The organism is Streptomyces sp. NBC_01506 (assembly GCF_045040295.1).
Taxonomy (GTDB): domain Bacteria; phylum Actinomycetota; class Actinomycetes; order Streptomycetales; family Streptomycetaceae; genus Streptomyces.
Genome location: NZ_CP109422.1, coordinates 4,115,620 through 4,139,734 on the forward strand (window position 1 = coordinate 4,115,620; position 24,115 = coordinate 4,139,734).

At 71.6% G+C, this 24,115-nt stretch carries 21 protein-coding genes; 9 read left to right on the plus strand and 12 right to left on the minus strand.

From position 1 onward, the window contains the following. Positions 1–29: 29 nt before the first annotated feature. Positions 30–1,079 (minus strand): hypothetical protein, encoded by a 1,050-nt coding sequence (locus OG329_RS17830; RefSeq protein ID WP_405796281.1) that lies wholly within the window; start codon positions 1,077–1,079, stop codon positions 30–32. A 324-nt stretch (positions 1,080–1,403) separates the two neighbouring features. Between OG329_RS17830 and OG329_RS17835 the strand changes: the two genes are divergently transcribed. Further along, entirely contained in the window at positions 1,404–1,733 is a 330-nt protein-coding gene (locus OG329_RS17835) for a hypothetical protein (RefSeq protein ID WP_405796283.1), read from the plus strand. Between the two features lie 19 nt (positions 1,734–1,752). Here OG329_RS17835 and OG329_RS17840 read toward each other — a convergent pair whose 3' ends face one another. From OG329_RS17840 to OG329_RS17855, 4 genes are all read right to left on the minus strand, one after another. After that, positions 1,753–2,892: a Fic family protein gene (locus tag OG329_RS17840; RefSeq protein ID WP_405796284.1), complete on the minus strand. Its 1,140-nt coding sequence runs from the start codon at positions 2,890–2,892 to the stop codon at positions 1,753–1,755. Between the two features lie 75 nt (positions 2,893–2,967). Further along, positions 2,968–3,633 (minus strand): DUF5063 domain-containing protein, encoded by a 666-nt coding sequence (locus OG329_RS17845; RefSeq protein ID WP_405796285.1) that lies wholly within the window; start codon positions 3,631–3,633, stop codon positions 2,968–2,970. Continuing rightward, on the minus strand, positions 3,626–4,225 hold the full coding sequence (gene recR / locus OG329_RS17850) for a recombination mediator RecR (RefSeq protein WP_405796287.1): 600 nt from the start codon (positions 4,223–4,225) through the stop codon (positions 3,626–3,628). Before recR ends, OG329_RS17845 begins: the two co-directional genes overlap by 8 nt. A 94-nt stretch (positions 4,226–4,319) precedes the next feature. Then, positions 4,320–4,655, minus strand: a complete 336-nt coding sequence (locus OG329_RS17855) for a YbaB/EbfC family nucleoid-associated protein (RefSeq protein ID WP_405801891.1) — start codon at positions 4,653–4,655, stop codon at positions 4,320–4,322. 272 nt (positions 4,656–4,927) lie between these two features. Here OG329_RS17855 and OG329_RS17860 point away from each other — a divergent pair, with 272 nt between their 5' ends. Together OG329_RS17860 and OG329_RS17865 are read left to right on the plus strand one after the other, a co-directional pair. Then, on the plus strand, positions 4,928–5,764 hold the full coding sequence (locus tag OG329_RS17860; RefSeq protein ID WP_405796288.1) for an SLATT domain-containing protein: 837 nt from the start codon (positions 4,928–4,930) through the stop codon (positions 5,762–5,764). Positions 5,765–5,854: 90 nt separating this feature from the next. Beyond that, a complete protein-coding gene (locus tag OG329_RS17865) occupies positions 5,855–6,298 on the plus strand; it encodes a hypothetical protein (protein ID WP_405796289.1) in 444 nt (147 codons plus the stop codon). A gap of 62 nt (positions 6,299–6,360) precedes the next feature. Here OG329_RS17865 and OG329_RS17870 read toward each other — a convergent pair whose 3' ends face one another. The 4 genes from OG329_RS17870 to OG329_RS17885 all read right to left on the minus strand — a co-directional run bounded on the left by OG329_RS17870 (position 6,361) and on the right by OG329_RS17885 (position 12,178). Beyond that, a complete protein-coding gene (locus tag OG329_RS17870; protein WP_405796290.1) occupies positions 6,361–7,011 on the minus strand; it encodes a hypothetical protein in 651 nt (216 codons plus the stop codon). Between the two features lie 161 nt (positions 7,012–7,172). Beyond that, positions 7,173–9,722: a glycosyltransferase gene (locus OG329_RS17875; RefSeq protein ID WP_405796292.1), complete on the minus strand. Its 2,550-nt coding sequence runs from the start codon at positions 9,720–9,722 to the stop codon at positions 7,173–7,175. 11 nt (positions 9,723–9,733) lie between these two features. Beyond that, on the minus strand, positions 9,734–10,426 hold the full coding sequence (locus tag OG329_RS17880) for a GntR family transcriptional regulator (RefSeq protein ID WP_405796293.1): 693 nt from the start codon (positions 10,424–10,426) through the stop codon (positions 9,734–9,736). A 114-nt stretch (positions 10,427–10,540) separates the two neighbouring features. Next, a complete protein-coding gene (locus OG329_RS17885; RefSeq protein WP_405796295.1) occupies positions 10,541–12,178 on the minus strand; it encodes a hypothetical protein in 1,638 nt (545 codons plus the stop codon). 97 nt (positions 12,179–12,275) lie between these two features. Between OG329_RS17885 and OG329_RS17890 the strand changes: the two genes are divergently transcribed. Next, complete coding sequence (locus OG329_RS17890; protein ID WP_405796297.1) at positions 12,276–16,061, plus strand: hypothetical protein; 3,786 nt, start codon at positions 12,276–12,278, stop codon at positions 16,059–16,061. A 44-nt stretch (positions 16,062–16,105) separates the two neighbouring features. Here the strand turns inward: OG329_RS17890 and OG329_RS17895 are convergent, their stop codons facing one another. Continuing rightward, entirely contained in the window at positions 16,106–16,498 is a 393-nt protein-coding gene (locus tag OG329_RS17895; RefSeq protein WP_405796298.1) for a hypothetical protein, read from the minus strand. 206 nt (positions 16,499–16,704) lie between these two features. On the opposite strand from OG329_RS17895, the gene OG329_RS17900 reads away from it, so the two are divergent. Next, the gene (locus tag OG329_RS17900) at positions 16,705–17,715 is read left to right on the plus strand and encodes a winged helix-turn-helix domain-containing protein (protein ID WP_405796299.1); all 1,011 of its coding nucleotides are present in this window, start codon (positions 16,705–16,707) and stop codon (positions 17,713–17,715) included. 6 nt (positions 17,716–17,721) lie between these two features. On the opposite strand, the gene OG329_RS17905 is transcribed toward OG329_RS17900, so the two are convergent. Beyond that, entirely contained in the window at positions 17,722–19,086 is a 1,365-nt protein-coding gene (locus tag OG329_RS17905) for an aspartate aminotransferase family protein (protein WP_405796300.1), read from the minus strand. Positions 19,087–19,247: 161 nt separating this feature from the next. Between OG329_RS17905 and OG329_RS17910 the strand changes: the two genes are divergently transcribed. Both OG329_RS17910 and OG329_RS17915 read left to right on the plus strand, forming a co-directional pair. Beyond that, positions 19,248–19,904, plus strand: coding sequence for a type 1 glutamine amidotransferase family protein (locus OG329_RS17910; protein WP_405796301.1), 657 nt, complete (start codon positions 19,248–19,250; stop codon positions 19,902–19,904). Then, positions 19,901–20,449, plus strand: a complete 549-nt coding sequence (locus OG329_RS17915; protein WP_405796303.1) for a MarR family winged helix-turn-helix transcriptional regulator — start codon at positions 19,901–19,903, stop codon at positions 20,447–20,449. Before OG329_RS17910 ends, OG329_RS17915 begins: the two co-directional genes overlap by 4 nt. Here OG329_RS17915 and OG329_RS17920 read toward each other — a convergent pair. Continuing rightward, positions 20,346–20,879 carry a VOC family protein gene (locus OG329_RS17920; RefSeq protein WP_405796304.1) on the minus strand — a complete coding sequence of 178 codons (534 nt, stop codon included), beginning with the start codon at positions 20,877–20,879 and terminating at the stop codon, positions 20,346–20,348. The genes OG329_RS17915 and OG329_RS17920 overlap by 104 nt on opposite strands. Before the next feature lie 191 nt (positions 20,880–21,070). Between OG329_RS17920 and OG329_RS17925 the strand changes: the two genes are divergently transcribed. Both OG329_RS17925 and OG329_RS17930 read left to right on the plus strand, forming a co-directional pair. Next, on the plus strand, positions 21,071–23,029 hold the full coding sequence (locus OG329_RS17925) for a protein kinase domain-containing protein (RefSeq protein WP_405796306.1): 1,959 nt from the start codon (positions 21,071–21,073) through the stop codon (positions 23,027–23,029). A 178-nt stretch (positions 23,030–23,207) separates the two neighbouring features. Beyond that, positions 23,208–24,098, plus strand: coding sequence for a septum formation family protein (locus OG329_RS17930; RefSeq protein ID WP_405796308.1), 891 nt, complete (start codon positions 23,208–23,210; stop codon positions 24,096–24,098). Positions 24,099–24,115: the final 17 nt, after the last annotated feature.

Here is a 24,115-nt window from a genome sequence, read left to right on the forward strand (position 1 = left end):
TGGTGCCCCGACCGAGATCTCTTGCACGCTCATTCGGCCCTCCTCGGGAGGGGCCAGACGAACTCGCCGTGGGTCGGGCGGGGGATCGGGCGGGACTTGAGGCCGGCCGCCGCGCGGAGTTCGTCGGCGCGGCGCGCCACCTCCACCTTCGCGGGGACCGCGCGGAAGGTGTCGGGGATCGCGTCGATGACCCGCCCCGTCTCCTCGGCCGCGTCGTACGCCTCCATCTCCTCCAAGCACTCCACGCACACGCCTCCGATCAGCGTCACCACCGTCTCGGGCTCCTCGCAGCCGATGCAGAGCATCACGGCTCGGGTGATGTGGGTGGGCTCCTGGTACGGCTCGGGCGGCATCTTGTTCTCCAGTCGTCTGCGGGCGATCGCGGCGGGGCTGTACATCGGGTGCGGCAGCCCGCCGGTCAGTGAACGGGTCAGGTGGTCGGGTGTCGCGCCCCGCGCGAACCACTCCTCGGCAAGCGCTTCGAGCGCGGCGCACTCGGCGGCGGACAGGGTCATACGGGGCTCGGTACGCCCGAGCCGGGCGAGGGTGCGGTACGCGAGGGAGGGCGCGGGCGCGGGTTCGCGTACGGGCTCCGCCTCCCGTACGGGCTCAGGCTCGGGCTCGGCCTCCCGTACGGGCTCGGGCTCGGACTCCGCCTCCCGTACGGGCTCCGTGAGGTCGACGCCGCGCAGGCTCTGCACGTACGCCTTCCACCACGCCTCGTCCCTCGCCGTACGCGAGAAGTACGTGCGCGTCACCCACCGCAGGCTGTTGTCCGCGACGGCCAGGTGCTCCTTCACCAGCCTCAAGTGACCAGCCTGGGAAAGGAACTTGAGCGACTTGGCACACGCCTGCTGCCCGTAGTCGGCGACATTGGCCGCGAGGGCCTTGTACCCGATCGCGGAGCCCTCGCTCAGACGATCGATGTACGCGGCGATCGCCGCTTCCCTCGTGCGCAGATGTGCGAAATCGGCGCCGGTACGCGGGAGTTGGTCGGGTGCGGAGCGCTTTCCGTAGCCGGGCTTGGCCAGGGGGTGTGCGGGCGCGCGCAGGGGGGCACTAAGCTCTGTGGAATCCACGATCGACTTCCGTTCGATCCGCTGGTCAGGCCCCGGAGTTGGTGTTGGTGCACCTACCGGGGCCGCTTAATGCCACGAACGCTAAACCGTCAATACGCTCTGATGCAACTGACCACAGAAAGTCATACCGGCTGGTCAGCGGGGGGCTTGGTAGGGGGGGTGGTTCCCACCCTCACCCACCCACTCATCAAAAAGGGGCTCGAAGCCCGAGGCTCAAGCTCCGGGGCGACCTGGGACGATGGCGGAAATCGCGGCGATGTCACTCATCGCCCCTGAGTAGCCGGACTCATGTGACGGGCTCCCCCGCCCGCTTGGATCGACACCATGAACGCCGACCTCACCACCACCGCCGAAGCCGAGGCCACCCGCCGACTCCGCAAGTGGGCCACCGTCTCGGCGCTGTTGATGGTGCCCGCGACGGTTCTGGCCGGGCTCGTCGCCCTCACCGGCGAGAAGGCCGGCCGGTGCATCGGCTACAACGAGAACTGCGGCAGCACCCCCGGCTGGCTGTACCAGGGAAGCCTCCTGGTCGCCGGTGCCGCCTGGCTGACGGTCCTCCTCGCCCCGCACCGCACGGCGCGCGGGACGGCCTACCTCGTCCAACTGGCCGCGCAGGGCACGTTCTTGATGGCGGTCGTCACGACCTACGCGTAGCGGCGTCGCCGTGCAACTCCTACGCGGCGTACGGGTTGCTGATCGTGTGGTGCCTTCGGGCAGTGGCCAGAACGCCTTCCGGGAATCGAGGCCCCGCCACATAGTGACGACCCTTCGTAACGCCCACCGGCGTCAGCAGACGAGCCTTGGTCAGCGCCTGGAGATCTCGCGTCGCCTGCTGAGCGTTGATGGCCTCCGCCTTCTCATAGCGTGAGCGCCGCACCCGGCCGGTCATCGCCACTTCGTGCAGGGCGGTTACCTGCCGCTCCGTGATCCCGTACGTTCCGGTCTCGTCCATGAGCTGCACCCAGCAGTCGTTGGAGCGGTCGACCCGGCGCTGCACGCGCTGAGTCTGCTGGTGGTAGGCGAGGAGATTGAACTTGATCCACGGCAGGGTGTCGCGTTCCGGTGACCAAACGGGGCCCCCTACCTCGCGCAGGACCTTGTAGTACTCCCAGGTGTTGCCCGGCATACCCAGCCATTCCTCGATCGAGGAGAACTCAGGGGCGAGAACACCGCCACGCGCGATCAGCAGCGTCTGGAGCGAGCGGGACATCCGGCCGTTCCCGTCCGACCAGGGGTGGACCTTCACCAGGTTCAGATGGGCCATCGCCGCCCGAAGAAGGACATGACTGTCCAGGTCGCCCGTGTTGAGCCAGTCCACCAGCTCACCCATGAGACCGGGAACAAGCTCCTGGTCCGGGCCTTCGTAATCGGTGGCGAGTTCGTCGCCGGGAGCGGTAATGCGGATGGCGCTCTTTCGCCACTGCCCAGCGGTCCTGAGGGGGTGGTGGTGGCCCTGGAGCATCCAGTGCAGGCTGTTCAGGAGTTCTTTGCTGTACTGGAAGTCGGTGGCATCGTGGAGTGACTGGATGTACGTCATGGCCTGCTGATAAGCCAGCGTCTCCGCCTTGTTCTCCTCACTCGCGTCGACCTCTCGCTCCCCGTCCAGCAGGTCGGCGACATCAGCGGCGGGCACTTTGTAGCCCTCGATCGCGTTCGACGCGGCGATGGCGCTGGCCGTCAGAGCCTTACGCAGATCGAACGTCCACTTCGTAGGCACCTGCTGTACCGCGTACCGGAGCTGGTCGCGCATCGTGTCGACCTGCTCCAGAACGCGACGATCTTCGGAAGCGAGGCGGGGCATTGCGTACAGCATGAGGCAATGATACCCAGCTTCTATCATCACGCCTCAGCGGCGTCTCGAAGCCCCGCGTGGACAGCCGACAGCCCCCTACGCCGGGTCCGCCACCCTGCGCATGCCCAGCGCCCCCAGCTCCCGTGCCATCACCTTGCCCGCCTCCTCCGCCAGCGCGTCCTCGCCCAGGTCCTGGTCCGTGTCCAGGCCGTCCAGTTCCGGGAGGGGCTGGTCGAGGCGGACGTGGGCCACCAGGGACTGGAGGGCGCGCAGGGCCGCCGAGGCCGTGGAGCCCCAGTTGGAGAAGTACGAGAACTGCCACCACCACAGCGCCTCGGTCGTCCGGCCCGCGCGGTAGTGCGCCATGCCGTGCCGCAGGTCGGCGACGATGTCGGCCAGGTCGTCGGAGATACGGCACGGGACCGGCGCCTTGCGGGGCTCGTACGGGTCGAAGACCTCCGAGTACACGTCGATCGGCTCGAGGATCGCCGCGAAGCGCTCGCGCAGGTCGCCGACGTCCGGCTCCGGGCCCAGGTCGGGCTCGTACCGCTCGTCGGGAAGGATGTCCTCGTGCGCGCCCAGCCGGCCCCCGGCCAGGAGCAACTGGGAGACCTCCAGGAGCAGGAAGGGCACGGCGCTGTCCGGCTCGTCGCCCTTCGCGACCTCCGTGACCGCGACGATGAAGCTCTCGACCTGGTCGGCGATCTGGACCGCGAAGTCGTCCGGGTCCTGCGTGGTGGAGTGCAGCGTTGCGTCAGACATCGAGAAGTCGTCTCCCCTCGAAGGCACGCCCGAGCGTGACCTCGTCGGCGTATTCCAGGTCGCCCCCCACGGGCAGACCGCTGGCAAGGCGTGTGACCCGCAGGCCCATCGGTTTGATCATGCGGGCGAGGTACGTGGCGGTGGCCTCGCCCTCCAGGTTGGGATCGGTCGCCAGGATCAGTTCGGTGACCGTACCGTCGGCGAGCCGGGCCAGCAGCTCACGGATCCGCAGGTCGTCCGGGCCCACGCCCTCGATGGGGCTGATCGCGCCGCCGAGCACGTGATACTTCCCGCGGAATTCGCGGGTGCGCTCGATGGCCACGACGTCCTTGGGCTCCTCGACCACACAGATGACCGTCAGGTCGCGGCGCACGTCGCGGCAGATGCCGCAGCGCTCCTCCTGCGCCACATTGCCGCACACCGCGCAGAAGCGGACCTTGTCCTTCACTTCGAGCAGGGCGTGGGCGAGGCGGCGGACGTCGGTCGGTTCGGTCTGGAGGATGTGGAAGGCGATCCGCTGCGCGCTCTTGGGACCGACGCCGGGCAGTCTGCCCAACTCGTCGATGAGGTCCTGAACCACGCCTTCGTACAACGGATTGCCTTTCGGGTGTTGCCGGAGTTGCCGGTGTTGCCGGTGTTGCCGCCTGCATTCGGGTCGTACGTACGGTAGTTGCCGCGGCGCCCGGCTAGAAGGGCAGGCCCGGCATCCCGCCCAGGCCCTGGGCGAGCGGGCCGAGCTTTTCCTGCTGGAGCTGGTGCGCGTTCTCGTTCGCCGCGTGGACCGCGGCGATGACGAGATCGGCGAGCGTCTCGGTGTCCTCGGGATCCACCGCCTTGGGGTCGATGACGAGGCCGCGCAGCTCTCCGGAGCCGTTGACGGTGGCCTTCACGAGACCGCCGCCCGACTGGCCGTCGACCTCGGTCGCGGCCAGTTCCTCCTGGGCCGCCGCGAGGTCCTGCTGCATCTTCTGGGCCTGCTGGAGGATGTCCTGCATATTGGGCTGGCCACCACCGGGAATCACGGTCACTCCTGGCATATCGACGTCGGTTGTTCGGCAGGTCGAGCCTACGTGGTCACCACGCGGCCCGCCCTACCCCGCAGGAACGAACTCTTTCGGGTGAGAGTGCCCGGCTCCTCTACCTGATCACGGGGCCCGTGCGGTGGAAGCACCCGGATTTCGGGCGCGGAGCCCACCATTCGGCGGTAGGAAGTGCGGTACGCGTTCGTATCCACGTCTTCATGTCTCCATCTTCCGCTCAGTTCAGTCACACAGCTACGCAGAGGAGTGCCCCGGTGAGCCAGCCGGACATGCAGCCCGGGGGGCCGGCCCGGGACGAGGGCGTGCCGCGGGGTGCGCCGGGGAGTGTGAACGGGAGCGGAGGCGCGGGTGCCGGTGGCCGGGCGTACGCGGCGGGACCGGGGCCAGGGCCGGGAGGCGGGTCAGGGGGCGCTTACGGGGACCCGCTCCCCGGCGCCTTCCCCGCCGGGGACTGGAACGAGCCCGCGCGGCGCCTCGACGAGCTGTACCGGTGGGCGGAGGCGGGCGCGCTGCGTACGGTCGGCCGCTACCGCGCGGAGCGCGTACGCAAACGCCGCTGCGCCCGCGCCCTGCGGGCCACGGCGGCGCTCGGCATCGTCGCGGGCGCGGCCCTGCCGCTGCTGGACCTGACGGACGTGGTGGGCGGGGCGACCGGCTGGGGCTATCTCGCGCTGCTGCTGGCCGCCGCCTGCCTGGGCTGCGACCGGTATTTCGGGCTGACCTCCGGCTGGATGCGCAACGTCGCGACGGCGCAGGCGGTGGAGCGGCGGTTGCAGGCGCTCCAGTACGACTGGGCGTCGGAGTGCGTACGGGAAGTGCTCGGCCCGTCGGACGGCACCGCGAGCGAGGCGGCGGAGCGGTGCCTGGGGGTGCTGCGGCGGTTCTCGGAGGACGTCACGGAGCTGGTACGGGCGGAGACGGCGGACTGGATGATGGAGCACCGGGCCGGGCCCGCGCCGCTGGTGACGCAGTCGCTGGCGATGGGGGGTACGGCGCGGGCGGAAGGCGCCGGGCTGCCCCCGGGCCGCTTCGCGCTCCCCCCGGGCGCCCGCCCGAACATGCCCCGCCAACGACCGCCGGACGTGCGGTAGCGGTAGCGGTGGGAGTGGCGGGGCGCCGGGTCCGCCGTCCCCTGTACCCTCCGGGAGTTTCCCGGAAGCCGCCCCAGGAGGGGAACGCTCATGTTCAAAGTCGCGAAGAGACCCGACGGACTCATGCGGGACGTCGCGGGAGGGGCGTTCACGCCTCGGCCGGGGGTGATGAGCGCGGGCGTCGTTCTGCTCCTCGTGGCCGCGATGCTGTGGCTGTCGGTCGCCGGCAACGATCCCCAACTCGCCCGCGCCACCTCGTTGATGCTGTTCCTGCTGATCCTGTTCGCCGTACGGACGGGCCTGGGGCGGCGCAAGGCCAGGATCACCGTGGCGGTGCTCACGCCCCTGCTGATGTTCGTCATGCTCTCCCACACGTGGTGGGAGATCGTCCACCCGAAGGGTGACCAGGGGACCGCGTACTCGGTGCTGGCCATCGTCGCGGCCGGCTGCGCCGGTGCCGGGCTCGCGCTGGTCTTCGCGCGACGCAGCAGCGCGTACGTCCGCGCGCGGACGGGCGTCCTCGCCGCGAGGTGACGCGGTGCGCGCCGGGAGGGGCGGAGACGTGAACCCCGGCACCCCCGCCCACCCGGCGCTCGTCAGCTAAAGATGATCATGGAGCCTTGGCCCAGGCTCCGCGTCGCCGCCGCGTGCAGGCCCAGCCAGACGTGGCGTTCGCGGGCGAAGGGGCTGTCGTCGTACGGGATCGGGCCCGCCGGTTCCTCCAGGGACGTGGGGCCCTGGGGCGGGGCCGGGGCGGTCGGGGGGTTGGCCGGGTCGATGCCGATCGACGGGGCGACCAGTTCCAGCTCGCGCAGCAGTCCCTGCGTCGAGCCCAGCGGGCCGCCGCCCGCCAGCAGTTCCTCGTTGGTGAGCGGGGACGCGTAGTCCACGGGGACGTACGCGCCCGCGTGGTCGTAGTGCCAGACCAGATGCGACTGCTGGGCCGTCGCCTCGAACATCTCCAGCAACTGTTCGTAGTCACCGCCCAGTTCGCCCACCGGTGTCACCGCCAGGCCGCACATCTGGAGCAGATACGCCCGGCGCAGGAAATGCAGCGCGTCGTAGTCGAAGCCGGCGACGGGTGCCACGTCGCCGGAGAGACCGGGCATGTAGGCGAAGACGGGAACGGACGGCAGCCCGGCGTCGCCGAGTGCCTTGTCGTAGACGGCGATCTCTTCGGCGAAGGGGTTGTCGGGGCTGTAGCACAGCACGTCGACGAGGGGGACCAACCACAGGTCACAGGCCAAGGGAGGCTCGCTCTCCAACGAGTTCGAACAGGTTCCGTCGGGTTCTATCGGGTTGTGTCAGGTTCGTGCAGGTACGTACGAACCCGACCGTCGGGTCAGCGTAATGCGGTGAACGCGATCAGCGAAGACGGCCAACACCGATCGTCCGACACCGATCGCCGTCAACGCGCTCTCGGCATGTCCCATACCCACGCGCCCCCCATCCGCTCCCCCGGCCGCCCCAGCAGTTTCGCCGTGACCTCGTACAGCGCCTCGTCGTTGTCCTGCGGAGCGAGCACCACCACGCCCGCCTTCCAGAACGTCAGGTCCGCCTCGGCCTGCTGCTGCCAGCGCGACCCGATGTCCGGGATCCGGCCGCCGTAACGGACGTCGCTCAGCAGATTCGACGTATAGCGCGGCGCCGCGCCGTAGATGCCCATCCGGTCCGGGCCCCACGGCCCGTTGAAGTAGCCGCCGGGCACCGAGAAGCCGAAGCCCGTCGCCGACTGCCAGTGCAGCGCGTCGGCGTCGGCCGGGCTCGGCAGCGGTACGGGCACGACGCTCTCGCCCTCGGCGACGTAGTCCCGGTACATGCCGTCCGTGATGAAGCGCGGCACCTGTGCCCGTTCCCGTACCGGCTGTGGCGTCGGCAGGATAGGCAGCAGCGCGGCGGCGACCGCGACCAGCCCCACCACCCGGTGCGTACGCGGTTCGAGATCCGCGATCCGGGCCGCCGCGAGCGCGATCAGGACGCCGAGCGCCGGGGCGCAGATCATCGCCACCCGGGACTCGATCACCGACTCGAACAGCGGCTGGTGCGCCAGCGCGCGCCACGGCCCCGGCAGCACCACGTCCGTGAACGGGATACGGATCCGCTGCCCCAGCGACAGCAGCGCGGCCACCAGCACCGTGCCCGTCAGTGCCTTCACCAGCGCTGAACGCGACAGCCACACCACAAGGCCGAAGGCGAGCGCGGTCAACGGCCAGCCGTAGAACGCGTTCTGCTCGGTGCGGTTCATCGCGAGCGGGTCGGCGCGCGTCTCGTCGCCGAACAGCGAGCGCCCGGCGAACTCCAGGAAGGAGAGCGGGCTGTTGCCGGCGTTGTCGCCGTGCAGCACGCTGTGGTAGCTCTGCGGTCCGAAGAACTGCCAGTACAGCGGGAAAGCCACCAGCGGCAGACACACCGCCAGCGCGACACCGAGCCCGCGCAGCAGCGGTCGCAGCGCGGCGCGCGCGACGTCGGGGCGTGCGACCGCGTACGACAGCGCGAAGATCAGCATCCCCATCGCGGCGAGCAGCAACGGTTCTTCGCCGAGGAAGATCTGGTACGTCGCGAAGAGACCGAGCAGGACGCCGTCCCGTACGACACGTCCGCCTTCCTCGCGACCCGCGCACAGTCGCAGCGCCCGGTCGATGATCACCGGAATCATGAACAGCACAAGGAAGTTGGGGTGCGCGGTGCCGTGCGAGATCATCGGCGGCGCGAACGCGGCGAGCGCCGCGCCGAGCGCCGCCGCCGCGCGGACGCGGGTGACGCGGCGCACGAACAGCCAGTACCAGGCGACGGCCGTCGCCGTCAGCCCGAGCGTGAGGACCAGCGCCCACGTCACGGTCGGGCCGAAGAGGAGCGTGACGGGCGTCAGGGGGACGGACAGGCCGAGCATGACCGTGTTCGCCATCAGGTTCACGCCGTCGGGATAGCCCTGATACGTGGTGAACAGGGGATTGCGCAGATGCGTGACGTTGTCGGCGGTGACGGCGAAGAACCACTCCCACTGGTTCTGGTCCTGCATCGAGTCGGCGAGATACGCGCGGTCGAGATCCGTCCACAGCCCCTTGTAGAGGAGGACGGACGCGAGGAGGTAGAAGGCGGCGACGGCGAGATCCACGGGGCGGGTGCGGGGGCGGGTGCGGGTGCGGGTGCGCAGCCGCAGGAGTTCCAGCAGTACGCGGCCGTAGTCCGCCGGGCGGACCTTCGAACCGGTCTGGTGCGACCAGCGCACCGGCACCTCCGCGACCGGCCAGTCGGCGCGGCGGAAGTGGCGCAGGATCTCGACGTCGATGCCCCAGCCGTCGAGGCGGGAGGCGGCGAACGCGGCACGCGCCTTGTCGCCGTCGAACAGCTTGAAGCCGCACTGGGTGTCGCGTATGCCGCGTACGGCGACGAGCCGGATGAGGCGGTTGCCGAGCCTGCCGAGCCATTCGCGCAGGGGGCGCTGGTGCACGTCTATGCGGGAGTCGGGGAGGGCGCGGGAGCCGATCACGGCGGCGGGAGGGTCGTCCTCACCCCTGTACGGTTCGTCCCCGTCCCCGTCCCCGTCCTCGTACGCCAACAGCGCGTCCAGCGCGTCCAGTTCCGCTATCGGCGTCGCCAGATCCGCGTCCGTGACCAGTACGCGCCTGCCCCGCGACGCCAGGACGCCCAGCCGCAGCGCGTGCCCCTTGCCCCGGTTCTCCTCGCTCGTCAGCACCTGGACGCGAGGTTCTTCCGCCGCCGCCCGCGCCGCGACCGCCGCGGTGCCGTCCGTCGAGCCGTCGTCCACGACGATCAGCTCCCAGTCGCCCCAGCGCTCCGGGTCGGCGCGCAGATGCGCGCGGATCGCGTCGAGGGTGGGGCGCAGCCGGCGTTCCTCGTTGTACGCGGGGACGACGACGCTCAGGTCGCGGTCCGCAGCCGTGCGGACACCGCCGTCGAGACCGCCGTCGGGTATGCCGGGTTCCGTTTGACTCATCGCGTACCCACTCACCGTCGCGGACGTCCCGGCTCCGGATCGAGCCGGTCCGCCCACGCCAGCGCGTGCGTGTCACAGTCGTCCACGACCGCGCGCGCGGCCTGCGTGTCGCCGAGCGTGATCGCGTCGACCAACTGCTCGTGCCCGCTCCACAGCCAGTCGCGGCAGGCGTCGTCCCCGCGCAGGAACGGCACGGAGAACACCCATGCCTGGACCCGCATCCGGTGCAGGAAGTCGCAGATGTACTGATTCGTCACGAGTGCGGCCAGCTCCCGCCAGAACCGCAGGTCGTAGCCGATCAGGATGTCCAGATCCCCGCCCTTGGCCGCCCGCGCGGCCTCCTCGGCCCGGCGCCGTACCGACACCAGCGTCTCCGAGTGCACCCGCCCGATACCGCTCACGGCGATACGGCGGAAGACGCCGTCCGCGACCAGCGAGCGCGCCTCGACCATGGCGCGGAAGTCGAGGACGGTGAACTGGTGGACGTGGAAGCCGCGGTGCTGGTCGGAGTCGAGCAGCCCGTGCGCGGTCAGGTCGACCAGCGCCTCCCTGACGGGGGTCGCCGACACGCCGTACTGCTCGGCGATGTGCTTGACGGTGAACTCCTCGCCCGGCAGTAAACGCCCCGCCAGCACCTCGTCACGCAGTGCGTCCGCGATCTGCTGCCGCAGGGTGTTGCGGGTCACAGCTCCGCTGGCGGGCATTGGTCTTCGTCCCCTCGTCCGGCTTCGCTCACCTTAAGCCAGGGAGTGCTGTGGCCTGCGGGTCGGCGGAGACGTGCGGAACTGGCGGAACTGACGGGGCGGGGCGGGGCGGGGTCAGCAGGCGCCGGGGCGGGCGTACACCGTGATCTGCGCGCCGGTGACCCGCCGCGTACCGCACACCTCGTACCCCTCGCGCAGCGCCGCGCGCTTCGCCGCCTCCTGGTCCGTGTCGTCCAGCGGCTGGCCCGCCACGTCGTGGACCGCGACGACGCGCCGGAAGTCCGGCACCCGCTCGCGGATCTCGGCGGCGGGCAGCTCGGTGCCGTACAGGGTGTGCGAGGCGCGCGGGGAGCGGTGCAGGGCCAGGTCGGTCAGGCCACGGAAGTCTCCGGGCCGTACGAGGGTCCAGACCCGCCGCCGCGAGGGCATGAACAGCAGCCCGTCCCCCGGCCGCGCCGTCTCCCGGACGGCCTCGGCTATCGCGACGACGTCGTTCTTACGGCTGTCCGGGCCGCGCAGTTGGACCCCGACAGGCACGAGGGCGACGGCCGCCGCCGCGAGCGCGAGGGCGGTGGCCGCGTACCGGACGGGCCGGTGGCGCGGGAGGCGGGTCAGCCGGTCGAGGGCGGCGGCGATGAGGAGGGCGAGGCCGACGGCGTAGAAGAGGACGTATCGGTCGAGGTAGAGCTGTCGCAGGGGCGAGAGCGCGATGAGGAGGGCGGAGGGGAGGACGAGGAGGGGGAGCGCGAGGGCGGGGAGGGGGACGGGGGTACGGGTGGGGGTACGGGTGGGGGTACGGGTGGCAGTACGGGTGCCAGTGGCCCGCGACGCGGCGTACGCGCACACCACCCCCAGCACCGACAGGCCCGCGAACAGCAGCAGTTCCGGCGTGGACGGCGGGCCGATCCAGTCGACCTGGGCGGACTGGGTCAGGCTGAACAGCCCCAGCGGCGCCAGCCCCGCCACCACCGCGCAGGCCGCGAGCAGCCACGCCCGCCTCGCCGTGGCCGGGACGGCGGAACGGGCCACGGTCACCCCGTGGGCCAACAGCGCCAGCACCGCGAACTCGTGCAGGAGCGCGGCCACCAGCAGCACCGCCGCGTAACCGGCCCACAGCCGCCGGCGCCCCGGCCGGTCCACCGCGCGCAGCAGAAACCACGTCGCCCAGGTGACGAGCGCGCACACCAACGCGTACGAGCGGCCCTCCTGTGCGTACCTCTGGACCACCGGCAGCAGCGGGAACACCAGCCCCGCCAGCAGCCCCACCCGCATCCCGGCAAGCCGTCGCCCGAGCGCGCCGACGCCCGCCGCCGCCGCTGCCGTCGCGAGGACGGCGGGCAGGCGCAGGGCGACGAGCCCCGGAGCGTCGCCCCACAGCGCGAAGAGGCCGTGCATCAGGAGGTAGTAGAGGCCGTGGACGGCGTCGACGGTGCCGAGGGTTGCCCAGATCTCCGGCACGTCGCGCTGCGCGATCTCCAGCGTCACCGCCTCGTCTGCCCACAGCGTGCCCGCGCGCCGGATGCCCCACAGGCCGAGTACGAGCGCGAGGGCGGCGGGCGCGAGCAGATGCGCGTAGCGGGTGAACGGCGGGCGCGGGGTCGGGGTCGGGGTCGGGGGTGGCGGCCCGTCCGGCCGCTCGGCGACAGCGGGTCGAATCTGAACAACGGCGGAGGTGGAGATGGCGGACTCCGTTCGACCGGCGCCGGTTCTCGTCCTCCGCCGCCTCTGGACCTGGTACGGCCCCGACTCCACCCGCCCGCGAATTGATGGGCAGCCCCCTCCCGCCGCGCCTATCAATCACCCGTCACGCATTACGCTCCGATCGGGGACGCGGAAACGGGGGTGGCACATGGGGCGTCGGGAGAAAGCGCTCGATCCGGCGGGCGGGCCCGTCCAGCGATTCGCCCACGACCTGCGCGAACTGCGCCGCGCGTCGGGCACCCCCACCTACCGCGCGATGGCGCGGCAGGCCGCCTACTCGGCGCCGACCCTGTCCGCCGCCGCCGCCGGTGACCGGCTGCCGTCACTGCCTGTCGCGCTCGCCTACGCGAGTGCCTGCGGCGGGGACCGCGCGGAGTGGGAGCAGCGCTGGCGCGCGGCGATGGCCGAGGCACCTGACGCCGCCGAGCACATAGCCGGTGGCGGCGACGGCATCGCGCCGTACCCCGGTCTGGCGCGCTTCGGGGCCGACGACCGCGAGCACTTCTTCGGCCGTGACGAACTGCGCGCGGATCTCGTCGCGCTGGCCGGCCGCCGCCGCTTCGCCGCCGTCGTCGGCGCGTCCGGCAGCGGGAAGTCGTCGCTGCTGCGGGCGGGGCTCGTACCCGTACTGCGCGAATCGACCGGCCCGTCCCGCCCGGCGGCGATCCGGATCCTGACGCCCGGCGAGCATCCGGCGAAGACGCACGCGCATCTGCTGCGGCCGGGCGAGGAGCCGGGTGAAACCGTCGTCATCGTCGACCAGTTCGAGGAGACGTTCACGCTCTGCCGCGACCCGGCCGAACGCGCCGAGTTCATACGGCTTCTGCTGCACGCCCGCGCCCCCGGCTCCCGTCTGCGCGTGATCGTCGCCGTACGCGCGGACTTCTACGGGCGGTGCGCCGAGCACCACGCGCTCGCGGACGCGCTCAAGGACGCCACGCTGCTCGTCGGCCCCATGTCGCCCGCCCAGTTGCGGGAGGCGGTCGTCGGTCCCGCGACGGCCGAACGGCTCATCGTGGAGCGGTCGTTGACCGCCCGCATCGTGGCCGACGTCGCCGACGAGCCCGGCGGGCTGCCGCTCATGTCGCACGCGCTGCTGGAGACGTGGCGCCGGCGCAGCGGCCGTACGCTCACCGAGGCGGCGTACGACGCGATCGGCGGCGTGCAGGGCGCGATCGCGCATACGGCCGAGGCGGTCTACGCGGGCTTCACCGAGCCGGAGGCGCGGGCGGCCAGGACGCTGCTGCTGCGGCTGGTCTCCCCCGGCGACGGCACGCCGGACACCCGCCGCCCGGCGGAGCGCGGCGAGCTGGACCCGTCACCGCACAGCGCGGCCGGTACGGGGGACATCGCGAGCGTCCTCGAACGGCTCGTCCGCGCCCGGCTCCTGACCGCCGACGCCACCACCGTGAACCTCGCCCACGAGGCCCTGATCACCGGCTGGCCCCGGCTCGGACGCTGGATCGACGAGGACCGCGACCATCTGCGTCTGCACCGCCGGCTCACCGCCGCCGCCCGCACCTGGGAGGAGCTGGGCCGGGACACGGGCGCGCTGTACCGGGGCGCCCAACTCGCCTCCGCACGCGAGGCGTTCGGCTCAGGCGATGAGGGACGGCGCGGCGAACTCACCCCCACCGAACGTGACTTCCTGCTCGCCTCGACCGGCGCGCACGACCGCGTGCGGCGTGCCGCCGTCCGTACCACCCGGCGGCTGCGCGTCCTCACCGTCACCCTCTCCGTACTGCTCTGCCTCGCCGCCGTCGCCGGTCTGACCGCCTGGCAGCAGAGCCGCGTCAACTCCCGCCAGGCCACGGACGCCGAGGCGCGGCGGATCGCGGCCGTCGCGGACACGCTGCGCGTCACCGACCCGCGCACCGCCCAACGGCTGAGCGTCGCCGCCTGGCGGATCGCCGACCTGCCGGAGACGCGCACCGCCCTCTTCGAGGCGGCGGCGCAGCGCGACGTGGACACCTTCCCCGCGCCGCCCGTGGTCGCGTTCGAGCAGGACGCGAACGACACCTGGCGCCACATCAGCGCGGACGGCCGCACGCTGATGATGACGCGCCCGGACCGCGTCGAGCGCTGGGACCTGACGACGCACCGCCAACTCCCGTCGTACCAGGGCCTGGGCGCGCTGGCCACGAAGGTGCTGGACATCAGCGACGACGGCCGCAGGGTTGCCGTCCGTACGTCGGCAGGCATACGTATCTGGGATCTGGCGGCGGGAAGGCTCACCGCTGACCGGCCGTTCGGCGGGGCCGCGTACAACGTCGATTTCGCGCCCGGCGGCCGGACGCTCGTCGTCCACCGCCGGGCCCCGGACCGTCCCGCCCTCGAGGTGTGGGATCCGGTCGGGCACCGCGCGCTGCTCAGTGTCCCGCAGTCGGCGAGGGAGGAGCCGTACACCCAAGTCAGCCCGGACAACGGGTTGTTGGCGCTCTGTACGGCTGCGCTACGGCTCCAGGTGTGGGACGTACGTGCCGAGCGCAGGCTGCCCACCCGGTGGGCGGACGGCATCGGTACGCGGTTGTGCACCGACCAGACCTTCCGCTTCACACCGGACGGCCGGTCCCTCGCGGCGGCGGGGACATCGGGCCTGCGCATCTGGGACGCGCGCTCGGGCAAGGAGCGCCGCCACGTCGCGGCACCCGAGCCCGCCATCGGATCGGCGTCGGACGTCACGTTCAGCGCGGACGGTACGTACGCGGCGACCGCCGCCGACGGAGCCGTACAGGTATGGCGGACCGACAACCTGTCCGCGCCCGTCCTGCGGCACCCGACGCGGGGCGCGAACGTGCTGCGGCTGGACATCGAGGGCGGGGTCCTGCGCTACGAGGAGGGGTCGGACCCGGCGACCGTCGTCAGGACGCTGTCACTCGCGGGCGCCGTACCGCGCTCCGTACGCCAACAGCCCTACTCCGACGCCCTGTTCAGCCCCGATGGCACGACGCTCGCCACGCTGGCGGGCGGACGCGTCCAGCTCCGGGACGGCGCGAGCGGACGGGTCAGGGCCACGCTGCCGGAGCGGGCCTGCGCCGGGGCCGACTGCCCGCCGCCGCTGATGGTGTTCAGCGCGGACAGCGGCACCTTCGCGTACCTGACGGGGGACGGCCGGGACGCCACCGTCGTCGTACGGAGCCTGATGGGCGACGGGACCGACCGCCTGCGCAAGGGCGTCGACAGCATCGATGACATCAGCGGCATCGGCCTGGCGCCGGACGGTCGTTACGCCGTCGTCAGCCGTACCGTCCACCCGCCCGGGTCGTCCGACCTGGCGCGTACCGTGCTGGAGCGCTGGCCGACCGGTACGGGCCCCGGCCCCGGTACCGGCCCCGCTACCGACGTCGGCAGCGTCCTGGCCATCGGCCCGAAGGGTCATGTCCTCACCAGGGACAACGAGTTGATCGACCCCACCACCCTGCGCCCCACCCGCGTCCTGGCGGGTGAGGGCGTCATCGACAAGGCCGTGTTCAGCCGGGACGGGCGGTTCCTCGCCGTGAGCGACATGGACGGCCGGGTCACCGTGTGGGACGGCCGGGGGCGGCAGCGGCTCGCGGTACTCACCGAAAGCTCGGGAAGCAGCGGCCGAAGGCCGGACATCGGGCCGTCGTTCGCCTTCTCCGCCGACGGAAGCAGGATCGCGGTCGGCGACGCCGAGGGCACGCTGCGGTTCTGGGAGACGGCCGCGCCGACGAGCGCGGGCGCGCCGCTGCCGACCGTGGACGGCCCCGTACTGGCCGTGGCCTTCGCCGACAGCGGCACGGGCAGCGGCACGGAACTGCGTGTCACGACCCCGCGTGCGACGACGCGCGCCTTCACGCTCACGCCACCGAGCATCGCCGAGACGGTGTGCGAGCGGGCGGGCGGCGGCCTGACCAGGACAGCCTGGCGGACCCATCTCCCGTCGCTCACCTACCGCGAGACGTGCCGATGAGGGGCCGGACGGTCGCGCCCGCCCGGCCCCCGCTCATCGCGCTCTCAGCACTGGTACGAGCTGCCGCCGTCCGGGAGCAGGGTGTCCTTCACCCAGCCGTCCAGCGAAGTGCCGTTCTTGCGCAGATGGGTCCAGGTGCCTTCGTTCTGCGTCACGGTGTAGCAGTGGTAGAAGACCTGGTTGCCGGTGGTGAGCGACCCCACGACGCCACACGCCGAGCCGGCCGCCGCATGCGGACCCGAACGGATGTTGACCCCGGTGCGGTTGATCGTCTTCGGGTTGCTGCCGTCCGGGTCCTTGTTCGACCACGCGTGAGAACAGCTCAGGACGCCGACCGCGTCGGACGTCTTCGCCGTAGCCGCCGTCGGAGCCAGCACCAGTGCCGTACCGGCCACCCCCGTGGCAGCCAGTAAGGCCATGCTCTTCTTCATGGACATCTGCGTCCTCTCCCTCTCCCTCGACTCTCGGACCAGTCGCTGTCGCAAGCGGGCCTGTCCTGCGCCCGGCGCCCAGTCTTCGCGTCCGCGCCCTGTCATCTCGACGTGATTCGGTCTGGACCGAACCCCGACATTCGCGGAGGATCGCCCCCGGACCGTGCCGTACGGGGGTAGGGGGAGATGTGGTCTGCCGCATTCATTTCACGGTGGAGGATCTGGCGCGGACGCGGGTGGGACAGCCCCCGCCGCTGATGGAGCTGGGCGCCGCGGTGCGCATGCTGCAACACCCCAGCCACCCCGTTCGCTTCGGAGCCTGGCGAAACGCCGCCCGCGCCGGGCTGCGGCCCGAGGCGCGTATGGTCCTCGACCTGATCCCGCCCAACGGCTGGGCGCCCACGTTCCTCACCTCGGCCGCTGCCCGCGGCCCGGCCGAATCACTGGAGCGGGTACGCGCCACACCCCGGTCCCGGATCCGCGAGGATCTGGCCCACGTGGCCGAATGGCAGCAACTGCCGCCGTGGGCACACCGGCTGGCCGACGACTCCGACCTGCTGCGGCAGTTCTACGACAGCCTGGACCATGTCTGCGCCGTGGTGCTGTCGCCCAACTGGTCACACATCACCGGTGAAGCGGCGACCGACCAGGCCGTACGGATGCGACAGATGCTCACCGGTGGGGTGCAGGCCCTGCTCTCCTCACTGAACCCGCGGCGTATCCGCTGGAACCCGCCCGTCCTGGAGGTCGCGATGGTCTCCGGCTTCGACGGCGACGTGCACCTCGGCGGCCGTGGGCTGCTACTCATCCCCTCGGTCTTCGGGGCCTACGCACCCGCCGTCGACCTCGATGCCAAGCCGCAGCCGGTGGTGAGATATCCAGTCAGCCATGATCACCACGATCGGTCCGCGAGCCCGTCACCCCTGTTCGCCTTACGGGCGGGCGGGACCGCGACGCCCGGAGCCCGGTCGCCGCTGACCTCGCTTCTGGGCCGGACCCGGGCCGCCGTTCTCCAGGCCATCGCCGAGCACCCCGGCTGCTCGACCCAGGAACTCGCCGCGTTCACCGGCATCACGCCGCCCAGCGCGAGCGAACACGCGACCACCCTGCGCGCGGCGGGGCTGGTCCGTACCGCCCGGCATCGCAACACGGCACTGCACAACCCCACCCCCCTCGGCATCACGCTCCTCAACACGCCACCGGGTGAGCCGGCGGGTGCCTGAACCCCCTTACGCCACGTGCTCGTCCGCCACCGCCAGCGCCGCGTCCAGGATCGCCAGCCCTTCCTTCGCCTCCGCCTCCGTGACGTTGCAGGGCGGCACCGCGTGCGTCCGGTTCATGTTCACGAACGGCCACAGCCCGCCCTTCTTGCACGCGGCGGCGAAAGCGGCCATCGGCGCGTTCGCCTCGCCCGACGCGTTGTACGGCACCAGCGGCTCGCGCGTCTCCCTGTCCCGTACGAGGTCGAGCGCCCAGAACACGCCCTGACCGCGCACGTCGCCCACCGAAGGGTGCCGTTCGGCCAGCTCGCGCAGACCGGGGCCGAGGACCGTCTCGCCGATGTGCGCGGCGTGCTCGACGATCTTCTCCTCGGCCATCACCCGCAGCGTCGCGACGGCCGCCGCGCAGGCGAGCGGGTGCCCGGAGTAGGTGAGGCCGCCGGGGTACGGGCGGGTCGCGAAGGTGTCCGCGATCGCGGCGGAGATCGCGACACCGCCGAGCGGTACGTAACCGGAGTTGACGCCCTTCGCGAAGGTCAGCAGGTCGGGCACAACGTCGAAGTGCTCGGCGGCGAACCACGCGCCCGTACGCCCGAAGCCCGCCATCACCTCGTCCAGGACGAAGACGATGCCGTGCCGGTCGCACAGCTCCCGTACGCCCGCGAGGTAACCGGGCGGCGGCGGCATGACGCCCGCCGTGCCGGGGATCGTCTCCAGGATGATCGCCGCGATCGTCGCGGGTCCCTCGAAGGCGATGGTCGCCTCCAGGTGCTCCAGCGCGCGGGCGCACTCCTCGGCCTCGGTGGTGGCGTAGAAGGGCGAGCGGTAGAGGAACGGCGCCCAGAAGCGGACGACCCCCGCGTTGCCGGAGTCGGAGGCCCAGCGGCGCGGGTCACCGGTCAGATTGATCGCGGTGGAGGTGGCGCCGTGGTACGAGCGGTAGGCGGAGAGCACCTTGGGGCGGCCGGTGTGCAGCCGGGCCATCCGTACGGCGTTCTCGACGGCCTCCGCGCCGCCGTTCGTGAAGAAGATCTTGTCCAGGTCGCCGGGGGTCCGCTCGGCGATGAGGCGTGCGGCCTCGGAGCGTACGTCGACGGCGAAGGCGGGCGCGAAGGTGGTGAGCCGGCCTGCCTGCTCCTGGATGGCGGCCACGACGGCGGGGTGCTGGTAGCCGATGTTGGTGAAGACGAGGCCGCTGGTGAAGTCGAGGTAGCGGTTGCCTTCGTAGTCCCAGAAGTACGAGCCCTCGGCGCCGGCGACGGCGAGCGGGTCGATCAGTTCCTGGGCGGACCAGGAGTGGAACACATGCGCACGGTCGGCGGCCCTGACGGCCGCGCCTGCCTTCGGATCGGCAGCGCCGAGATGAGGGGTCATACGGCCAGCGTAGGGCGGGGCGGGTGGGGACCGAAATGACCACCCTGTCCGATGTGAGCGGTGTGACTCGGCAGGTTGTCGCCCTCGCGCCCGCCCTGGCTAGTATTTGACAGCATGCTGTCGATATGACAGACTGCTGTCATAGAGCCAAGGAGGCCATGATGACCAACACGACGACCGCGACGACCACGCCGCGCGGCAAGACCGTTTATCTCGCCGTGTACGACACCCTCGCCGACTGGGAGACCGGTTACGCCACCGCGCATCTCGCCGAGAACGGCTTCACCGTGCGCACCGTGGGCCCGACCACCGACCCCGTCACCACCATGGGCGGTCTGCGCGTCCAGCCGGACCTGGCGCTGGGAGAGCTGGCGGAGCTGCGCGAGCGCACCGAGGACACCGAGGACGCCGAGGACACCGCGCTGCTCATCCTCCCGGGCGCCGGCCTGTGGGACACCGGGGACGATCTGGCACCGTTCGCCCGCGCCGCCCGGCGCTTCGTGGACCGGGGCCTGCCCGTCGCCGCGATCTGCGGCGCGACGGCGGGGCTGGCCCGCGAGGGGCTGCTGGACGACAGGGCGCACACCGGCGCCGTCAGCTACTACCTGGAGGCGACGGGCTACCGGGGCGGCAAGCACTACCGCGACGTGGACGCGGTCACGGACGGCAACGTGATCACGGCCGGTCCGACCGAGCCCGTCGCCTTCGCCCGCGAGATCTTCGCGCTGCTGGGGGTGTACGAGGGGGAGAAGCTGGACGCCTGGTACCGGCTGTTCAAGAACTCGGACGCGAGCGCGTTCGCAGTCCTCAACTCATGACCGAGCCGGAACGCCCCGGCGACCCGGAACTGCTCAGCAGAACCGCGCTCGGCGTCTTCCGCCTCAACGGCCAATTCCTCGCCGTCGCGGAGGAGTTGGCCGCCCCGGCGGGCCTCACGGCGGCCTGGTGGCAGGTCCTCGGAGCCGTACTGCCGCAGCCGCTGCCCGTCTCCGGGATCGCCCGCGCGATGGGCATCACCCGCCAGAGCGTGCAGCGGATCGCGGACCTGCTGGTCGAGCGCGGGCTGGCGGCGTACGAGCCGAACCCCGCCCACCGCCGCGCGAAACTGCTCGCCCCGACCGAGGCGGGTCGCGCGGCGATCCACGAGATCACGCCGGCCCACGCGGCTCTCGCGGCGCGCCTGGCACAGGAGTTGGGGGCGGCGGGCTTCGCCGAGACGGTGCGGGTGCTGGAGCGGCTGTCGCAGGCGATGGACGCGATCAGCGACCGGGCAGGGACGGGGACGGGGACGGGGACGGCGACGCCGGATCCGCCGCCTTCGGGAAGAACTCCGCGCTCTGGACGTACGCCATCGCCTCCGTGAACACCGGGTCGGTCATCCGCCGGCCCAACTCGTCCTCCGTGACATCCTCCAGATGCGTCTGAATCCACCACAAGTTGCCGAACGGGTCCCGCACCCGCCCCACCCGGTCCCCGAAGGCGAGGTGCGTCACCTCGGTCACCGATGTACCGCCCGCCTCGACGGCACGACGGTGCACGGCATCGGCGTCCGGCACGAACAGCCGCAGGAACGCGGGCGTCGGCGGCCACTCGGGCCGCGCGTCGAAGCACATGACGACCGCGTCGCCGATACGCGTCTCCGCGTGCTGGACGGCACCGTCGTCGCCGCAGAACCGGCCCAACTCGACCGCGCCGAAAGCCCTCTTGAGGTAGTCGAGCAGACCTGCGGTGTCGCGCGAGATGATCCAGGGGGTAACGGTGGTGTAGCCCCCGGGAACCGGATTGACCGCCATGCCAGTCTCCTTGCGTACGGATTCGTTCACGTTCACGCGCGTCGTAGGTCGCCGCGCGCGGTCGGATGACGGTAGACATCGACTAGGTCACTTCGCGTCCTATTCACGCAGCGCGACGAACACGGCACTATCCTCGGCCCGTTGGGCTCGGGTTTGTGGGCTTGGGCGTCTTGGGGGAGGGCCGTAGGGCCATGGAGAAACTGGCTACAGGAGATCCACAGCGCATCGGCGCCTACCGGCTGCTCGCGCGCCTCGGTGCGGGGAGCATGGGGCAGGTCTATCTGGCGCGCTCGGACCGGGGTCGTACGGTCGCGGTGAAGCTCGTACGCAAGGAACTCGCCGAACAGGACGAGTTCCGCAGCCGCTTCCGGCTGGAGGTCGCCGCGGCCCGGCGCGTCGGCGGCGCGTGGACGGCGCCGGTCCTCGACGCGAACACGGAAGCCGCGGTGCCGTGGGTCGCGACGGGTTACGTGGCCGGGCCCTCGCTCCAGGACATCGTCTCCGGCCGCCACGGATCGGGGGCCCCCGGGTCCGGCGCGCAGGGGTCGGGCACGCAGGGGTCCGGCGTACACGGGCCGCTGCCCGCGCGCTCGGTGCGGATCCTCGGCTCGGGGCTCGCCCACGCCCTGACGGACATCCACGCCGCCGGTCTGATCCACCGCGACCTCAAGCCGTCCAACGTCCTCATCACCATCGAGGGCCCGAAGGTCATCGACTTCGGCATCGCCCGCGCGCTGGAATCGGTCACCGACGCCGGGCTGACGGCGACCGGCGGGCTCGTCGGGTCACCCGGCTTCATGGCGCCCGAGCAGGTGCGCGGCACCCCGATCACACCGGCGTGCGATGTGTTCTGCCTGGGCTCGGTGCTGGCGTACGCGGCGACGGGGCAGCTTCCCTTCGGCAGGGCCGACACCGCCGTCCACGCGCTGATGTTCCGTATCGCGCAGGAGGAGCCGGACCTGTCCGAACTCCCCGAGGGCCTGCGGGAGTTGGTGGGTGACTGCCTCAAGAAGGATCCACGGGAGCGCCCGACCCCGGCGCAGATCCTGGCCCGGGTGGGCGAACCGGACGAGGACGGGAGCGTGGACGAGCCCTGGCTGCCCGGCGCGCTGCTCGCCCAACTGGGCAGCGACGCGGTGCAGTTGCTGGACCACGAGGAGCCCGGGGCGCGTACGGCGGTCGCGTTCGCACAGCCGCCGGGACCGCCGCCGGGACCGCCGCCGCCGGGTGGCCCGGGTGGGGGTGGCGGGAGCGAGGTGCACGGCATGGCGACGGTGACGGGTTCGCCGACGCCCTCGCCGTCGCCGGACGGCCCGCCCCCGCAACCGCCACAGCCGTACGGCTACCCGCAGACCCCACAACCCCCGCAACCCCAACTGCCCCCGCCACCCCAGCAGTACGGCTACCCCCAGCCCGGCCAGCCCCCGCTCCCCCCGTGGGGCGCCACACCCCCGTACGGCCCGCCGCCCGCCGGATACGGCCACCCCTCGCCGTACGGCCCGGCCGCTCCCGTCCCCGCCCCCGTCCCACCGCCCGAGCCCGAGCCGAACCGGGGCGCACGTGGCACGATCGCGCTGATCGCCGTCGCGCTGATAGTGGCGCTGGGCGCGGGCGGTTCGGTGTACGCGTTCATGAACGACGGCGACGCGAAGAACGACGCGTCGCAGAGCCGGTCGGACAAATCCCCCGACGCCAAGCAGCCACAGACCGACGACGCCCCTTCCGAGGACGTGCCCCCGGTGACGCAGTCACCTTCCCCGACGCCCACCGAGTCCGCCGGCGCGGGCGACGTACCCAAGAAGTATCTCGGCGTCTGGTCGGGCACGATCAACGGTGACGCGGGGCTCAGCACACGCGAACTCTCCATCCGCCAGGGCGAGTTGGACGACACCGTCCTCGTACTGACGGCGGAAGGCCCGACCGATGACGGCGGAACGTACCGCTGCGTCTTCGAGGCCCCGCTCGGCGAGGCGCCGGGCTCGTCCTCCGACGGCCCGCTGAAGATCGGCCCGTCCACGGTCAAAACGGGCAAGCCGATGTCCTCGTGCACCCCGGGCTCGGCGTCGGAGCTGACGATCCTGCCGGACGGCAGCCTGCGCCGCGTGCCGACGGGGGACGGCGAGACGGTGACGTACACGAAGGACGGCTGACGGCTGACGCTCACCCGCCTCCCATCCGGGAGCAGCGCGGATACAACCCTCGCGCCCCGTCGCGAGTCAAAGATGCCGCGATGAGGTTGAGGGCCCCCTCGCGGAACTACCTGTTCACAGACGTGGCATACGATGCGCGCGACCCTCATAAAGATCACATAAGAGGATGTACATAACCATGACAGCCCGCGCCCCCTACCGTTCTTCCTCTCGCGGCATAGCCGCCGTCGCAGCCCTGCTCGCGATCGGCGCGGTGGGCTGCTCGGAGGTCTCCGACGCGGTCGACAGCGCCAAGGACGGTGCGAAGAAGGTGGCACGCCAGCGCTCGGTGTTCTCGCTCGACATCGGCGACTGCTACAACCCGAGCGGCAAGGCCGAGGGGACGGCCTACACCGTCGAGATCGTGCCCTGCGAAGAGGCGCACGAGGGCCAGGTCATCGGCGAGTTCGCGATGGACGAGGGCCCGGAGTACCCCGGCGACGACGGAGTCACGACGATCGCGGACGGCCGCTGCCCGGTCGAGGCGCAGAAGTACGCCCCGGACACCTGGGCGCTCCCCAAGGGCGTCGCCCTCTTCTACTACACCCCCACCAAGGAGAGCTGGGCGACGGGTGACCGCGCCGTGAGCTGCACCTACACCTCGGAGGCGGACAGGTTCAGCGGCACGCTGCACACCGCGAAGTCCCTCAAGCCCGAGCAGAAGACCTACCTCGACGGCTCGAACGCGGTCTACGAGGCCCTGTGGGCGAACCAGCCCTTGAAGGAGACCGTCGACGAAGACCTCCCCGGTTACAAGAAGCAGGCCAAGGCCGTCGCGAGCGCCCTGGACACACACGTCAAGGGCCTGGACGGCATCGAGGGCACCGAGGCCGGCAAGCTCCGCACGACGCTGACGAAGGCGGCGGGCGACTGGGACAAGGCCGCGAGCGCCGGAGACGCCGACGCGTTCTACATCGCCTACGACTCGGCGTTCACCGGCATCGACCCGAACAAGTCGGTCGCCACCCGCAAGGAGTTGGGCCTGGCGACCACCGTCCCGGCCGACGAGGCCGAGGTCTGGGCGGGCTGACGCCGGTCAGCGGTCCT